Genomic DNA, 16,200 nt, shown 5'->3' with positions numbered 1-16,200 from the left:
TCATCCGGCGGCGATAAACCCCCGCTGCAAATCCTCGATCAATACCCCGACGTCCTCCAACCCGACATGCAACCGGACCACCGGATTCAACGCCCGGTCCTCGGTACTGTTCCGATCCTGGGTGTCAGCAACCGTCACCAGGCTCTCGAACCCGCCCCAGGACGCCCCCAACCCGAACACCTGCAAAGCGTCGATGAAGCGTTCCAGGTAAGCGTCGTCCTTCTCGCGAAGCTCGAAGGACAGCAACCCGTTGCTGCCCTTGAAATCCCGTTGCCACAACCTGTGACCGGGATGCTCGGGCAGTGCCGGATGGAAGACCCGCTTGACCTGCGGTTGCGCCTGCAACCAACGGGCGATCTCCAGTGCCTGGCGCTCATGCGTCTCCAGGCGTGGAGCCAGGGTACGGGCGCCGCGCAGGACCAGGTAAGCGTCATCCGGGCTGACGGTATTGCCGAAGGTGTCACTCATGGCCGCGAGTACCGGCCACGCCTCCTGCCGTGTGCAAACGCTGCCCATCACCACGTCGCTATGGCCGCCCAGGTATTTGGTCAGGGCCATGATCGAGATGTCGGCGCCCAACGCCAGTGGCCGGTACAGCACGCCCGAGCCCCAGGTGTTGTCCACGGCCAGCAAGATGCCGCGGGATTTGCAGAGTGCGGCGATGGCTGGCAAGTCGCATAGCTCGTACAACAGTGAGCCGGGCACTTCGGTGTAGACCATCTTGGTGTTGGCTCGCAGCCGTCCGGGCAGGTCGCAGCCATCGGGAGCGAAGTACTCGACCGCTACGCCGAAGGCTTCGAGGAAATCCCGTGCCACGCGCCGTACCGGGGCATAGACCGCATCGGTGATCAGCACATGATCCCCAGGTCGCAGGTAGGCCAGGAAGGTTTGCGCCACGGCGGCCAACCCGGTGCCAAACAGCCGGGCGCGGTAGCCTCCCTCCAACTCAGTGACCAAGTCTTCCAGCGCGAAGGCCGTCGGATTGCCGCGGGCGCCATACGTCAGGACTCGCTCGCTGTCACGCCGGGAACGGGCGTCACGCATCTGTGCCAGGTTGTCGAACAGCACCGTGCTCAAGCGGCTGACGGGTACGTTGACGGTTCTCGCACCGCTGCCCTTTTCGGTGCGTGCGCCATGGATCAGACGGGTGCGGAGTCGCTCGCCCACAGCGCCTTGAACCGGTTCGTGCAACGGCTTGAGGCTGGCGATTTCCTCGGCGTTCATTTGCGCCAGCAAGCCGATCTCCCAAGCCAGGTATTGGCGCGCCGCATCCTTGTTGCCCGCGTGACGGTCATGGGTGAAGAACAGAAAATCGATGCACTGGGCATCCGGCAGCGTGTCCACGCCTTCTCCCAGCGCCAGGCCCACCGCACGCCAGGCATCAGGACCGCCCTCCAGCAAGCGGACTTCAGCTTGCGGTAGCTCGAGTGCCGCCAAGGCCGCCAGGCGAGGGTCATCAGCCACCAACACCAGTGGCCGCTGCTCCCCCCCCGCCAGCGCACGCGACAGTAATGGCCGGATCGACCAGCGCGCCCCGGCAATATGCCCGTGGCGATACGCCCGACTCGAACGCAGGTCGATCAAGGCCACCGCGTCATCCTTCAGGGCATCGGCCAAGGCCTGCACGCTGATCAGCGGCAGCCTTTCAGGCGTGACGATAGCTGGAGCCGGCAAAACCAAGCCACTACTCAACCCATCTGATAGGACAAAAGCCTGGTGCCCCAGTTGCCGCAGCCAACTGGCGATGATCGGTGCACGCACGCCGTCGTTGTCGAACAGCACCACGCGCGCCTGGCGCACCCCCACATACAGATCGGTGGATTGGATCAACTGCCCGCCCGGTGTGTGTTGCGCACCCGGCAGCGTGCCGGCGGCAAACTCCTCGGCGGTGCGCACATCGCAGAGGAAAAGGCTGCGCCCGGCATCCGCTGTCCACTGCTCGACCTGGGCAGCCCCGACGACAGGCACTCCAGCCCGCGCGGCCAGTCGTGCCGCCGCCAAGCGCTGGCCTGGCAACGCGCTGCGTGACACCTCATCGGCATATCGACGCTCGCTGCCGTGTTCCAGCTGGAGATTTGCCAGGTCCCAGCCTTGCGTACCGTTCTCCAGGGCATAGACCGGGTTTTTCAAACCCAGGTCGATCAGCGTCTGGGCACCGATGATGCTGCGGGTCCGACCGGCGCAATTGACCACGATGGGGGTTTGCTCGTCCGGTACCAAGTCGTGCACGCGATAGCCCAATTCACCATTCGGGCAACAGATCGAACCGGGAATGGTCATCTTGCGATACTCCTCCAGCGGTCGGCCGTCGAGGATCACCAGCGGTTCACCCTCGGCTTGCCATTGCGCCAGTTGACGGGCAGTGACGTGAGGGGTGTGACGCACCGCCTCCACCTGCTCGCCAAACGCCTTGGAGGGCACATGCACACCGGCGAACAGCTGATAGCCCGCAGCCTGCCAACCTTCGGCGCCGCCCTCCAGGATGTGCACATTCACGTAATCCAAAGCCCGCAGGCGTTGCGCCGCGCGCGCTGCGAGGTCTGTGCCATCCTGGTCGTGAATCACCAACCGGACCTTGGGGTTGGGTGCCAGCCGCCGAGCGTCCAGCTCCAGGCGGCTATAGGGCAGGTTCACCGCGAAAAACAGATGGGCTTCGCCATACTGGCCGTGCTCGCGCACATCAAACAGGGCGATTTCCTGCCCGTCGAACAGCCACTGCTGCAGTTGCTGGGGGGTTACGATCTGGCTCATGGGGGTCCCGTCGGAAGAAATGGAATGACTGAATTCAAGGGGCGTCAGTGGGCATAGGCCTTGATCGACGGTGCCATTTGCGAGGCGTTGTAATTGAGGATGCGCCCGTCGGCCTCGACGCCGTAGCGGCCGTTGAGCGATTCCAGCGGCAAGCCATAGAGATGGAAATGCAGGGTCGGTTGCTCCCCGGCCACGCGGATTCCATGCACGTCCTCACCCAGGAACGCGATGGACGTCCCCGGCTGCACGACGACTTCCTTTTCCAAGTGCAACGTGGTGTAGCCCGGCTCGCGCCCTTCGTCATCACGTCGATAGACGTAGTTGATTTCCTGGCCTTCGACGGCACTGATGATCGCCCACGTCTCATGGTTGTGAGGGATCGTGCTTTTGCCGGGCAACAGCGAGTTCAGGTAGAGGGTCGGGGTGTCGCCGTCGTCATTGAGGCGATAGCGGAACGCAGTGCTGCCCTGCCCCGGGACCGGCGCGGGGAAGGCCTCGAAGTTGAACAGGTCGCGGCGCTCGGCCAGGCCTTCCAGGAGCACGACGATGTCCTCCAAGGCCGCGCGATCCACACCGCGCTGGTGGATGACGCGCACTTTCTGCAGGAAGTCTTCGATGACGTCGGGACGCTTGAAAATACTCATGGGGCGGGCTCCTTGTTTAACGGAAAGTCAGACGGACAGGCTGTAGCGGCTCAGGTTGGTCAGCAGATAAGGATCAGCGCCGATGGGCGGTCGCCGCCCTGGGTCACCCAAGGCATGGCGCAAAAACTCCCGAGTGCGCTCGCTGGTAGGCCGCTGGAAAATCCGGGCGGCGCTGCCGTGCTCGACGATCACGCCGTTCTCGGTGAAATAGACGACGTCGCTGATCTCCTCGGCGAAGCGCATCTCGTGGGTCACCAACACGCAAGTCATGCCCTCTTCCGTCAGCTCGCGGATCACCGCCAGTACCTCACCGACGGTTTCCGGATCCAGGGCCGAGGTCACTTCATCGAACAGAATCAGCTCCGGACGCATCGCCAGTGCACGGGCGATCGCCACCCGTTGTTGCTGGCCGCCGGAGAGCTGCCCCGGGTAGGCATCGGCCTTGTGTTCCATGCGCACCTTGGCGAGCAAGGCACGGGCGTCCTTCTCGGCGTCGGCCCGGTGGCGGCCCAGCACCTTGCGCGGCGCGATCACCAGGTTCTCCAGCACCGACAGATGCGGGAACAGGTTGTACTGCTGGAACACGAACCCCACGCGCTTGCGCAGCTCGATGCGCTGGGCCTCATGGGCCAGGGTGTGGACCTCGGTGGCGCCGACGCGAATGCTGCCCTTTTGAGGCTGCAACAGGCCGGTGATGCACCGCAGGATGGTCGACTTGCCCGAGCCCGACGGGCCGATGATCGACACGGCCTCGCCACGGCGCACGTCCAGGTCAATGCCCTTGAGCACCGGGTTGCCGCCGAACGAAAGGTGCAGGTCGCGCAGGCTGACCAGGGGTTCTGCGACGGTTTCAGTCGAAGGCATAACGTCGCTCCAAGTATTGGGTGAGGCGGGAAATCGGGTAGCAATAGGCAAAGAACAGCACCAGCAGGCTCAGGTAGATCACCACGGTGAAGCCGGTCTGGTTCACGGTGTTGCTGGCGATCTGCGCGGTGTCGATCACGTCGTGCACACCCACCAGGGAGGCCAGCGCAGTGCCCATGGTGATCACTGCGTAGAGGTTCATCCACGGCGGCAACATGCGCTTGAAGCACTGCGGCAGGATGATCGAGCGGAAAATCTGCCCACGGCTGAATGCCAGGGACCGTGCCGCCTCCCATTGGGTGCTGGGGGTCGAGGCGATGGCGCCACGGAAGATTTCCGCGACATTGGCGCTGGCTGGCAAGGCCAGGCCGAGGGTGACCTTGACCCAGTCGGGAAACGCGACATAGGTGCTGCCGATACGAATCTCGAACGGGAACACATAGGTGGTGAAATAGATCAGCACCAGCCAGGGCGCGTTGCGGAAGACCTGCACCCAGAGCCGCGCCGGCCAGCGCAGCAGGCGCAGGGGCGACAGGACCATGGCACCGACCAGCAGCCCCGCCACGGAGCCCGACCCGATGGCCAGCAGGCTGATCAGAATGTTCTGGCCGAACCCGGCGGCCAAGGCGGGAGACCACTGCAGCAACGCCTTGAGCACCGGACTGTGCTGCGCGAAGTACACCAGCCCGCACAGCGCGCCCATCCCCAGCAGCAACTTGCCGATATGGCGACGCGGCCAGGCGCGGGGCAAAACGACGGAAGAATCAATGGCCATAGCCGGGCATCCTCAGGCGCGCTTCGAGCCAGCGCCCGACGCAATTGACGGTGAAACTCAGCAGGCCGAAAAAACCCAGGATCAGGATCATCAGTTCCAGCACGTTATCGCTCTGGGTCCAGATCATGATCGCCGCGTAGGTGATGTCACCCACGGCAATGGCCGAGGCCACGGCAGTCATCTTCACCAGGTCGATCAGGTTATTGATCAGCGCCGGCAAGGCGAAACGCAGGGCCAGTGGCAGTTGCACGCTCCACAACAATTGGCGGTTGTTGAACGCCAGCGAACTGGCCGCCTCCATCGTCACCGTGGGCACGGCTTCGATGCCGGCCCGCAGTGCCTCGGCGTGGAACGCGCCCTTGTGCAGCGAGATGACGATCACTACCCAGGCAAAAGGTGTCAGCGGGTTGGCCGCGCCGACGGCTTGGGTCAGCAGCATGTTCAGCACGAGGAACGCGCAATACAGTTGCACCAAGGTCGGCGTATTGCGGGTCACTTCGACAAACACCCGGGCAGGTCCTGCCAGCCAGGGCTCGCCAGAGGTCAACATGGCCGCCAGGCCGACGCCCGCCAGCAAGCTGCCGACGATGGTCAGCAGGCACAGCAGCAGCGTGGTCAACGCGCCCTGCTCCAACGTGCCGCGCTGATAGGCATCAACCAGGAAGTTGTAGTTGAGGCCAAACCCGGCGCTCCAATGAACGAACGCCTCCAGCCAATGAGTCATGGGCGATTACCTTGAGCGTCGGGATGGGTCGAGAGAGACGCAGGCACGACGATCTCAGGCGCCGTTGGCCTGGAACTGTTTCTGCAACTCCACCAAGGCCGGTGACGCCGGGGTGATGCGATGACGGGTCTGGGCCTCGATCAGCCAGCCGCTGCGGTGCAACTGCTGGATGATCGGGTCGAGCCTGGCCTGGGTATCGCTTTCACCTTTGCGCGTCCAGACCACCGAGGGTGCCGGGTTCAGCTCCGGACTCAGGGCGCGGTAGCCCTGCCATTCGGGGTTCTCGGCAACCAACGGATTGATCAGCGTGGCGTCATGCACCGCGGCGACGCAGTTGTTGCCCCGCAGTGCCAGGAGCGATTCCGAAGAACTCTTGAAGGCCTTGATCTCGACGCCCAGCTCGGTGAGCGGCTTGATGTAGCTGCTGCCCTGGGAGGTGCATACCGGTTGATTCTTCAAGTCTTCCCAGCGGCTGATCTTGCTGTCCTTGAGCACTGCCGCAGTGCCGCCGACGCGGTAGAACGGCGTGGGCACGAAGCCGAGGATTTCACCGCGCTCGGCGGTCCATTCCATGTTGGCGATCAGCAGGTCGACCTTGCCCTGCTGCAAGAACTGGACGCGGTTGGCGGGCAGTACCGGCACCAACTGCACCTCGGCGCCGAGTTGCCGACCCAGTTCCTGGGCGAGATCGACGTTGAAGCCGCGAGGTTTCTGGGTAGCGGGATCGATACCGCCGAACGGGCCACCGGACAACAACACGCCCACCACCAACGCGTGGCGTTGCTCGATCTTGTCCAGCGTGGCATCGGCATGGGCGAGGTGGACGGTCGACAACGAGACCAGGGCGCCCAGCAGGACAGGCAACAAGCGTTTTACGGATGAGCGCTCACGTGACATGGAATTCCCCTCATGGATGGCCGGCGTCCCCCGGCCTGATGAGTGGGCATCCTAGGTAGCGCCCGGAGCCAACGGAAATTCAAATATCTAATATCGTTATAACTCGTCAGGTTTGGTCTCCAAACGAAAAACGCATAACCACGATTCCATGGGGCCGCAGAGCATATCGAGCGAGAGCAGCCCACCAAACACATAAAAGTCTGTAATGTTTAGGTTTTCAGCCTTGATATGAAGCGGTGACCATGTCGACCTTGGATCTCGAATTACTGCGCACCTTCATTGCCGTGGTCGATCACCACAGCTTTGCCGAAGCAGGCGCCCAACTGGCCCGTACGCAATCGTCGGTGACCCAGCACATGCAACGCCTGGAACAGCAGGTCGGGGTCACGCTGTTCGAAAAACGCGGCAGGCACAAGCAGCTCACCGAAGCGGGCCAGCAATTGCTACGGCACGCACGACAAATGCTTTCGCTCAACGACGATGCGCTCAATTCCCTGCGTGAAAGCAGCCTGAGCGGCGTGTTGCGCATCGGCTCGCCCCACGACATCGCCGACACCATCCTGCCGCCGATTCTCAGCCACATCGCCCGCTCGGCTCCGCGCCTGCGCCTTGAAATCGACGTTGGGCGCAGCCCGTTCCTGATGGATGACCTGCACCGGGGCAAGGTCGACATGATCATCTCGACACGCCAGGACCCGAACCTGGAAGGCTTCGCGTTGCGCACCTCGCCGGTGTGGTGGATCTGTTCGGCGCAGTACCTCCACAATCCCGGCGAACCCCTTCCGCTGATCCTGGTGGATGAGCCGAGCATCTATCGGCGCTATGCCCTGGAAGCGCTCGAACGCGCGAATATCCCATGGCGCCAGGCCTACCTGGCCTCGAACCTGATCGGCATCAAGGCGGCCACCCGCGCCGGCCTGGGCGTCACGCCCCGCAGCATGGAAATGCTCGGCCCGGACATGCGCGTGCTGGGTGAGAACGATGGTTTGCCACGGCTGCCGGATGTGACCTATCACTTGTGGATCCGGCCCAATACCGTCAACCCGCTGGTGCGCCGGGCCTATGACCTGATCAGGAACAATCAAGGGCATTGAGACGACGCTCGTCATTGCCCGAAATTGCTCCCGACAGTCAATACGCGAAGCCCTGCCCCAGCTCACTTTCCATCCATTCCAGGAAACGCCGGACGCGAGGGAAACTCGAGTGCGCCTTGGGAAACACCAGGTGGTGGGCAGCCACGGGGGCGCTGAGCGCTTCTGGCGCCACCTCGACCAGGCTGCCGGCCGCCAGGTATTTCTTCGCCAGCAACGTGCTTTCCAAGGCAAACCCCAACCCATGGCTGGCTGCTTCCAGCGACATGTATGACCGGTCGAAGCTCAAGGCGTAAGGTTTCTCCGGGCGCGCCAGGCCATGTTGAGCGAACCATTGCGGCCATTTGAGTAAGGTGGCTTCGGAAAGCACCAGGTCGCAATCCAACAGGTCGGACGCGCTGCGGATCGGGCATTGCGCGAGCAGTTTCGGCGAAGCGAGCACCGCGAAGGTTTCGTTCTGCACGGTGCGGACTTCGTAACTGGGCCAGTTTGCAGTGCCGTGGCGGATATCCACGTCGATCTTGTCTCGACTGAAATGCAGCGATTCATAGGAACACGACAGATTGATCTGAATATCCGGGTTGGACGCTCGAAAAGCCTCCAGTCTCGGCATCAACCACAACAACCCGAAGCTGGGCGCCGAGTGCAGGCGCAAACAGTCCAGGCTCACGTCGCTGGCCGCGCGCTCGGTGGCGACCGCCAGGCTATGGAGCACCCCAGAGACTTCCTTGAGGTATTGCTCGCCCACCGGCGTCAGCGTTACCCCTCGAGCGGCGCGGACGAACAATTGCCGGCCAATCATGGCTTCGAGTTTCGCCAGTTGATGACTGACCGCAGAGGGCGTCAGGTCCAACACTTCCGCAGCCCTGGCGACGTTGCTGAACCGGGCCGTTTGCTCAAAAGCCTGAATTGCTTTCAGCGGTGGAAGAATCAAGGGGGCATCGGTGTCGGTACGCATGGCAGATCACTCGACAATAGTTCTAATGATTGTTGAGCTTCGCCGTGAAAGCTTCCATCCGCAAGCAACCGAGTGCTGAATTTTTTTCAGCGCTGAATGATTTTTACGGCATTGCTCAGCCGGGAGGCAAAGCAGAAGCTGAGTCATCGGTTTTTTCCAAATCGACCCAATAAAAACAATCCGAGGTATCCCTCCATGCTTCTGCAAGGCAAAGTCGCGATCATTACCGGCGCCGCATCCGCCCGTGGCATTGGCCGCGCCACCGCTACGACGTTCGCCCAACACGGCGCCCGCGTCGTGATTCTCGACCTGGATGAATCTGCCGCACGCGATGCCGCCAGCGCCCTGGGCGAAGGCCATCTCGGCCTTGCGGCCAACGTTGCCGATGAATCGCAGGTCCAACGGGCCGTCGCCCAGGTCGTCGAACATTTCGGCCGAATCGACATCCTCGTCAACAACGCCGGCATCACCCAACCCCTCAAGACCCTCGATATCCGCCCATCGGACTACGACAAGGTGCTGGACGTCAGCCTGCGCGGCACCCTGCTCATGTCGCAGGCGGTGATCCCGCTGATGCGCGAACAGCAAGGCGGCAGCATCGTCTGCATGTCTTCGGTGTCGGCCCAACGTGGCGGCGGCATCTTTGGTGGGCCGCATTACAGCGCCGCCAAGGCCGGCGTATTGGGCCTGGCCAAGGCAATGGCGCGCGAGTTGGGCCCGGACAAGGTGCGGGTCAACTCCATTACCCCGGGCTTGATCCACACCGACATCACCGGCGGCCTCATGCAGGATGAGCGTCGGCACGCGATCATCGACGGCATTCCGTTGGGTCGCCTGGGTGCGGCGCAGGATGTCGCCAACGCCGCCCTGTTCCTGGCCAGCGATTTATCGTCTTACCTGACAGGCATCACCTTGGATGTGAACGGCGGCATGCTGATTCACTGATGCATCTGGGCGGGCCATCGCGGCCCGTGCGGTTCTGGATCGAAGACCCCAGCCGGGCTGTTTGCCTGGCGGTCAATAAAAACAAGAGATCAGGCCATCATGACTACTTTGTCGCTCGAAGCGGTTTCGACCGTGCGTTCCAATGCCTACCGGAAAACGGCCTGGCGGCTGATGCCTTTCCTGATGCTGTGCTATTTGTGCGCCTATCTGGATCGGGTCAACGTCGGTTTCGCCAAGCTGCAAATGATGAACGACCTGGCGCTCAGCGAAACCGTCTACGGGCTCGGCGCGGGCATGTTTTTCATCGGCTATTTCCTCTGCGAAGTCCCCAGCAACGTCATCTTGCACAAGGTCGGCGCTCGCGTCTGGATCGCGCGGATCATGATCACCTGGGGCATCATTTCCGCGCTGTTCGCCTTCGTCGAAACTGCCTGGCAGTTCTATGCCCTGCGTTTTTTGCTCGGGGTCGCCGAAGCAGGACTGGCCCCCGGATTGCTGCTTTATCTCACCTACTGGTTCCCGTCCTATCGGCGTGCGCGCATGACCGTGCTCTGGTTCATCGCCATCCCCTTGTCGGGCATGGTGGGCGGCCCGCTCTCCGGCTGGATCATGAACCATTTCGCCGGCGTGCACGGCTGGGCCGGATGGCAGTGGATGTTCGTGCTCGAAGCCATTCCCACCGTTGTCGTCGGGCTGCTGGTGCTGAGTTATCTCAAGGACGGCGTGCATCAGGCCCATTGGCTGGACGATGAAGAGAAGGCCCTGGTCAGCCGTGAACTGGCCGAGGACAACCAGCAGAAGGTCACCCATGCCTCGGTGGGCGAGTTCGTCCGTGACCGCCGCCTGTGGCTGCTGGCCGGGATTTATTTCTGCGTGGTCATGGGCCAGTACGCCATCACCTTCTGGCTGCCGACACTGGTGCGCAACGCCGGGGTTTCCGATCCGCTGCACATCGGTTTCCTGACCAGCCTGCCCTACCTCTGCGCCATCGCAGCCATGTTGTTGATCGGCCGCAGCGGCGACAAGCATCGCGAGCGGCGCTGGCACCTGATCGCACCGATGATCGCCGGTGCCATCGGACTGACGCTCGCCGCGCTGCTGGGGGGCAACATCCTGCTGTCCATCCTGAGCCTGTGCCTGGCGGCGTCCGGCATCCTCTCTGCGTCCTCGATGTTCTGGATGCTGCCCACGACCTTGCTCGGCGGGGTATCCGCCGCCGCAGGCATCGCGGCGGTCAACAGCTTCGCCAACCTTGCCGGCTTCTGCTCGCCCTACCTGATTGGCTGGATCACCACGCAGACCGGTTCCAGCGCCATCGGCATGTACCTGATCACCGGCGTACTGCTGGGCGGCGCCTTGCTGGTGCTGCGCATTCCCGCCGCCCTGGTCAATCGTTAAGTCACCGGAGTTCCACCATGACTCGCTCGCTTTCATCTGCTTCATCCACGTCCCTGGCGGACCGCGCCCACAATATCCGTCGTCATGCGCTGCGCATGGGTCAGGTCCAGGGACAAGGCTACGTCGGCCAAGCCCTGGGCGCCGCCGACCTGCTGGCGGTCGCTTACTTCCACGCCATGAACCATCGGCCCGAAAACCCAGAGTGGGAGCAACGTGATCGCTTCTATCTCTCCATCGGCCATTACGCGATCGCGTTGTACGCGGCCTTGATCGAGGCCCGGATCGTTCCCCTCGATGAGCTGGAAACCTATGGCGCGGACGACAGCCGGCTGCCCATGTCGGGCATGGCGGCGTACACGCCGGGCATGGAAATCACCGGAGGCTCCCTCGGCCAAGGCTTGGGCATCGCCGTAGGTGCCTGCCTGGGCCTGAAGCGAAAAGGCTCGCCCGCCTTCATCTACAACCTGCTGTCGGACGGTGAATTGAACGAAGGTTCGACCTGGGAAGCCGTGATGTCGGCGTCGCACTGGAAGCTCGACAACTTGATTGCCATCGTCGACGTCAACAACCAGCAGGCCGATGGCTATTCCAGCGAAATCCTTTCATTCGAGCCGATCGTTGACCGCTGGCAAGCCTTTGGCTGGTTCACTCAACGCGTCGACGGCAACGACCTGGATGCCCTGGTGACGGCATTCGATGCGGCGCGTAACCACCCTTCCAGCCAGCCCCGGGTGATCATCTGCGATACACGCATGGGCAAGGGTGTGCCGTTCCTGGAAAACCGCGAGAAGACCCATTTCATCCGCGTCGAAGAACACGAGTGGGACCTGGCGCTGAACAACCTTGAAGAAGGAAAACACTCATGAGCAACGCCGCCAACACACCGAATGCGATGGGCCAGCCGGGCAAGAAACGCTTGACCACCTCAGCGATGATCGCCTCGATTGCCGCCGAAGGACAGGCGACGAAACCAGCACCATTCGGCCATGCGCTGGCCGCATTGGCGGACCAGCGCCCGGACATCGTCGGTCTGTCCGCCGACCTGTCCAAATACACCGACTTGCACATCTTCGCCAAGGCCCATCCGGATCGTTTCTACCAGATGGGCATGGCCGAGCAGTTGCTGATGAGCGCCGCGGCGGGCATGGCCCGGGAAGGTTTCGTGCCGTTTGCCACGACCTACGCGGTGTTCGCTTCCCGTCGGGCCTACGACTTCATTTGCATGGCGATCGCCGAGGAAAACCTCAACGTCAAGATTGTCTGTGGCTTGCCAGGCCTCACCACCGGTTACGGTCCGAGCCACCAGGCTACGGACGACCTGGCGATCTTCCGCGCCATGCCCAACCTGATGATCGTCGACCCCTGTGACGCGTTGGAAATCGAGCAGGCCGTACCGGCCATCGCCGCCCACCAAGGCCCGGTCTACATGCGTTTGCTGCGCGGTAACGTGCCCTTGGTGCTGGACGAATATGGCTACACGTTCGAGATCGGCAAGGCCAAGACCCTGCGTACCGGCAATGATGTGCTGATCATTTCCACCGGGTTGATGACGATGCGTGCCTTGGAAGCCGCCAAGCAACTGCAGGCCGACGGCGTCGATGTCGCGGTCCTGCACATGCCGACCATCAAGCCGCTGGACGAACACACCCTGCTCGCCGAGGCCAGAAAGCCAGGGCGACTGGTGGTGACCGCGGAAAATAGCTCCATCATCGGCGGGCTGGGCGAAGCGGTTGCCGGGGTCCTGCTGCGCAATGGCGTGACCCCGACATTCAGGCAAATCGCGTTGCCAGACGCCTTCCTCGACGCGGGTGCGCTGCCGACGCTGCATGATCGCTACGGCATTTCCACCCAGGCCGTTTGCGCGCAAATCAAAGCCTGGCTTTAACGGCAAGCGCCGGGTACCGGCGATAGGTACCCGGCAGCTCCAAGCAAAAGGGAGCGAAACCTGATGCCTGATGATTGGCTCGATCCCGCGTTCAGCAGTCTTGTAGCCTCGGGTGCGGAACAATGGTCACTGAGCACGCTGCCGGCCATCCGCGCCCGAGTTCATTCGACCTTCAAACCCGAGCACCACGTGCGATGTGAAGTGTGCTGGATTCCTGGCGCCGATGCCGAGCATTTGCGCCTGTGCCTCTACCGGCCGAAAGGCCTCGCGCCAGATGCGAAGCTTCCGGCGATCCTGTCCATCCATGGCGGTGGCTTCGTCCTCGGAAAACCCGAGATGGCCGATGACTTTCTGGCGAACCTGGCCGACGAGTTGGGGGCCCTCATCGTTGCGGTGGATTATCGACTGGCGCCCGAACATCCTTTTCCTGCACCCCTCGACGACTGTTACAGCGCCCTCGCCTGGCTGTTCGAAAACAGTCAGGACTTGGGCCTGGATTCCCGGCGCGTTGCAATCATGGGCCATAGCGCCGGTGGCGCGCTTGCCGCCGCATTGGCCATCATGGCGCGCGACAAAGGCCGGTTTTCGCTGGCCGGCCAGGTGCTCATCTACCCGATGCTCGATCACCGCACAGGCTCAGCGCAATCCCCCTACCCGAGCAGGAAAACAGCCACGTTCAGTTGGCTGCCGGAGCCCAATCAGTTCTGCTGGCAGTGCCTGCGCGGTGGCTACGCCCTGGACGATGATCGTGTCGGCCTGTTTTCACCGGCCCTGCAACCAGACCTTTGCAACCTGCCGCCGACGTTCATCGCGGTCGGTGCGCAAGATCTGTTTCTCGAGGAAGACGTCGATTTTGCGATGAGGCTGTCTCGCGCTGGGGTCGCCCTGGAGCTTCACGTCTATCCTGGCGCGCCCCATATGTTTGACCAGGTGCCAGGGCGCATCGCGGATCAATCGACCTGCGACATCGTTCGGGCGTTGAAAGTATTTTTGAGGAAGTGACGAAGCGGGATCCGGACCTGCAATCCAACGGTGAAAACTTGCGCGCCAGCGTCTATGGTAGATATCTGCAACGCAGACCATCCCCTAGGGTCTGTACGAAATGTGTTCGCGCGAAAGCCAGACAAGGCGAAACGGGGCGAGGAAGCGGAGTGTACTGGAGTACATGAGCATTCCGAGCCCCGTTTCAACGCAGTATGGGTGAGTGCGGATACATTTCGTACAGAGCCTAATAACAAGATTGCCGTGAAAGCCCTGCGCGGGCGTCACGCCCGATGGGAGCCTTTCATGACCCTGCACAGCGCGCAGCCGATCCCCAGCGAACTGGCGGCCTTCGTCAACGACCATTTTTCCGGACGCGGCCTGAAGCCCGATGGCGTCATCGCACAGTCCTGGTACCGCAGCGTCGTGGAGCACCGGCTCGATCCCGGTGCGGCGAGCCGCAAGAACATCCTCAGCGCCGAAGACATTCGTCGCCATCAGGAACAACACCAGCAGTATCTTTCCATCGCCAGCCAGGGCGTCAGCGGTCTGGCCCGGCGCGTGGTGCCCGCCGGCTTTGCCGTGCTGCTGAGCGACGAGCGCGGCATCACCCTGGACTCCCGGCTACCCGACCAGCCCGACATCTATACGCAATCAGGGCTGGTGGTGGGTGCGCAGTGGGAGGAATCGGTGGTGGGCACCAATGGCATTGGCACAACGCTGGCTGCCGCGCAGCCATTGATCATTCATCGGGAGGAGCATTTCCTGGCGTCCAATTTCGGCCTGAGCTGTTCGGTAGCGCCCATTTTCGATGCCCAGGGCCTGCTGCGCGGCTGCCTGAACGCGACCTGCATGAACAGCGCGGGCCCTCGGGAAAGCCAATACCTGACGCTGCAACTGGTGATCATGTATGCGCGCCTGATCGAAAATGCACATTTCCGCCAGAGCTACCGCGACCGCTTGACCTTGTCCCTCAAGCCCCTTGATGAAATCGCCGACCTGGCCAACGAACAGTTACTGGCGCTTGATGAAAGCGGTCGCATCATCGGCGCCAACCGTGCCGCCTTTGTCGCCCTGGACTTGGCTGAAGGTCCAGCACTGCTGGGCACCGTCATCGATCGCCTGCTGCCAACCACGGTGGACGAGCTGCTCAAACTCACCAACGGTGGCGCCCAAGGCGTGCGTTTGCGTGGTCTGCGGGATGAGGCGTTGCTGGAGGTCGGCCTGCGGATCCCGTCTCAACAGCACCGCCCCCGCCCCGTCGCCCGCCCTGCCCCTGACGCACACCCGGACCTGCAACAACTCTCCGGCCTCGACCCCCAACTGCAACAGAGCGTCCACCGGGTGCGCAAGGTGATCGACAAAGGCATCCCGATTTTGATTACCGGCGAGACCGGCACCGGCAAGGAAGCCTTTGCCCGCGCGATCCACCACGCCAGCCTTCGTCGCGCTGGGCCTTTCGTCGCACTCAATTGCGCAGCCATTCCGGAGACCCTGATCGAGAGCGAGCTGTTCGGCTATCGCGCCGGCAGCTTTACCGGCGCGAACCGAAAAGGCATGAAGGGCAAGTTGGAACTGGCGAATGGCGGCACGCTGTTTCTCGATGAAATTGGCGACATGCCCGCCCATTTGCAAACCCGCTTGCTAAGGGTGCTGGCGGAGCGGGAAATCGCGCCGCTGGGGGCTGAAGTGCCGGTGGCGCTGGACATCCAGGTGATCTCGGCGACTCACCAGGACCTGCCCACGATGATCGGCGAGAAGCGCTTTCGCGAAGATCTGTTCTATCGGCTCGCCGGCATGAACCTGGCGCTGCCCGCCTTGCGCGAACGCAGTGACCGCGCCGCGCTGATCGAGCAACTGCTCGCGGCACAGGACGAAACCCGCGCGCTACGACTGAAAGCGGATGCCCGTCAGTGCCTGCTCGACTACCACTGGCCCGGCAATATCCGCCAACTCCTCAATAGCCTGCGCTACGCGGTGGCCCTGGCTGAAAACGGCGTTATCGACCTGGACTGCTTGCCCAGCGAAGTGCTGGCGCCACAGCGCCTGTCACTGTCCGCCAACACCACACCGTTGGCCGTCAGCTTGGGCGAACAGCTGGGCGACGAAGAGTCCCGTCGCCTGCTGGCAACCCTGCGCCAGCATCGCTGGAACATCAGTGCCGCCGCTACCGACCTGGGCATCTCCCGCTCCACGCTGTACCGCAAGATGAAAAAGCATGGCGTCGTCGCGCCCAACGACCAGTTCTGATACGCCCAGAAAAATGCCGGCGCCCTTGCGGGTGCCG

The 16,200-nt window shown here is 62.7% G+C and carries 15 protein-coding genes; 8 read left to right on the top strand and 7 right to left on the bottom strand.

Going from position 1 to position 16,200, the window contains the following annotated elements; translation table 11 throughout:
• The 6 genes from metC to Q7C33_RS07785 are packed head-to-tail and all read right to left on the bottom strand — an operon-like array spanning position 1 to position 6,655.
• Positions 1–2,751, bottom strand: a complete 2,751-nt coding sequence (gene metC / locus Q7C33_RS07810) for a cystathionine beta-lyase (RefSeq protein WP_407683135.1) — start codon at positions 2,749–2,751, stop codon at positions 1–3.
• 44 nt (positions 2,752–2,795) lie between these two features.
• Positions 2,796–3,395: a cysteine dioxygenase gene (locus tag Q7C33_RS07805; RefSeq protein ID WP_198795826.1), complete on the bottom strand. Its 600-nt coding sequence runs from the start codon at positions 3,393–3,395 to the stop codon at positions 2,796–2,798.
• A 27-nt stretch (positions 3,396–3,422) separates the two neighbouring features.
• Entirely contained in the window at positions 3,423–4,259 is an 837-nt protein-coding gene (locus Q7C33_RS07800) for an amino acid ABC transporter ATP-binding protein (RefSeq protein ID WP_030141708.1), read from the bottom strand.
• On the bottom strand, positions 4,246–5,034 hold the full coding sequence (locus Q7C33_RS07795) for an amino acid ABC transporter permease (protein WP_407683134.1): 789 nt from the start codon (positions 5,032–5,034) through the stop codon (positions 4,246–4,248). Before Q7C33_RS07795 ends, Q7C33_RS07800 begins: the two co-directional genes overlap by 14 nt.
• Positions 5,024–5,758, bottom strand: coding sequence for an amino acid ABC transporter permease (locus Q7C33_RS07790; RefSeq protein WP_407683133.1), 735 nt, complete (start codon positions 5,756–5,758; stop codon positions 5,024–5,026). The genes Q7C33_RS07795 and Q7C33_RS07790 overlap by 11 nt, the downstream gene beginning before the upstream one ends.
• A gap of 54 nt (positions 5,759–5,812) precedes the next feature.
• Complete coding sequence (locus Q7C33_RS07785; RefSeq protein WP_407683132.1) at positions 5,813–6,655, bottom strand: transporter substrate-binding domain-containing protein; 843 nt, start codon at positions 6,653–6,655, stop codon at positions 5,813–5,815.
• A 242-nt stretch (positions 6,656–6,897) separates the two neighbouring features.
• On the opposite strand from Q7C33_RS07785, the gene Q7C33_RS07780 reads away from it, so the two are divergent.
• Positions 6,898–7,749: a LysR substrate-binding domain-containing protein gene (locus tag Q7C33_RS07780; protein WP_198795821.1), complete on the top strand. Its 852-nt coding sequence runs from the start codon at positions 6,898–6,900 to the stop codon at positions 7,747–7,749.
• Between the two features lie 37 nt (positions 7,750–7,786).
• On the opposite strand, the gene Q7C33_RS07775 is transcribed toward Q7C33_RS07780, so the two are convergent.
• A complete protein-coding gene (locus Q7C33_RS07775; RefSeq protein ID WP_030141713.1) occupies positions 7,787–8,704 on the bottom strand; it encodes a LysR substrate-binding domain-containing protein in 918 nt (305 codons plus the stop codon).
• A gap of 44 nt (positions 8,705–8,748) precedes the next feature.
• On the opposite strand from Q7C33_RS07775, the gene Q7C33_RS07770 reads away from it, so the two are divergent.
• The 7 genes from Q7C33_RS07770 (at position 8,749) to Q7C33_RS07740 (ending at position 16,163) form a co-directional block, all read left to right on the top strand.
• A complete protein-coding gene (locus Q7C33_RS07770; protein WP_264081977.1) occupies positions 8,749–8,877 on the top strand; it encodes a hypothetical protein in 129 nt (42 codons plus the stop codon).
• Between the two features lie 22 nt (positions 8,878–8,899).
• Entirely contained in the window at positions 8,900–9,649 is a 750-nt protein-coding gene (locus Q7C33_RS07765; protein WP_323155318.1) for an SDR family NAD(P)-dependent oxidoreductase, read from the top strand.
• Between the two features lie 99 nt (positions 9,650–9,748).
• Positions 9,749–11,047, top strand: a complete 1,299-nt coding sequence (locus Q7C33_RS07760; protein ID WP_030141715.1) for an MFS transporter — start codon at positions 9,749–9,751, stop codon at positions 11,045–11,047.
• A 17-nt stretch (positions 11,048–11,064) separates the two neighbouring features.
• On the top strand, positions 11,065–11,913 hold the full coding sequence (locus Q7C33_RS07755; protein WP_407683131.1) for a transketolase: 849 nt from the start codon (positions 11,065–11,067) through the stop codon (positions 11,911–11,913).
• Complete coding sequence (locus tag Q7C33_RS07750; RefSeq protein WP_407683130.1) at positions 11,910–12,932, top strand: transketolase family protein; 1,023 nt, start codon at positions 11,910–11,912, stop codon at positions 12,930–12,932. The genes Q7C33_RS07755 and Q7C33_RS07750 overlap by 4 nt, the downstream gene beginning before the upstream one ends.
• Positions 12,933–12,992: 60 nt before the next feature.
• The gene (locus Q7C33_RS07745; RefSeq protein ID WP_334598794.1) at positions 12,993–13,934 is read left to right on the top strand and encodes an alpha/beta hydrolase; all 942 of its coding nucleotides are present in this window, start codon (positions 12,993–12,995) and stop codon (positions 13,932–13,934) included.
• A 285-nt stretch (positions 13,935–14,219) separates the two neighbouring features.
• A complete protein-coding gene (locus tag Q7C33_RS07740; RefSeq protein WP_407683129.1) occupies positions 14,220–16,163 on the top strand; it encodes a sigma-54-dependent Fis family transcriptional regulator in 1,944 nt (647 codons plus the stop codon).
• The last annotated feature ends 37 nt before the right edge of the window (positions 16,164–16,200 follow it).

Source organism: Pseudomonas sp. BP11-1-1, from assembly GCF_052112105.1.
GTDB classification, from domain to species: Bacteria; Pseudomonadota; Gammaproteobacteria; order Pseudomonadales; family Pseudomonadaceae; genus Aquipseudomonas; species Aquipseudomonas alvandae.
Note: the sequence above shows the minus strand (reverse complement) of the source record. Positions and strands in the feature narration are given on the sequence as shown.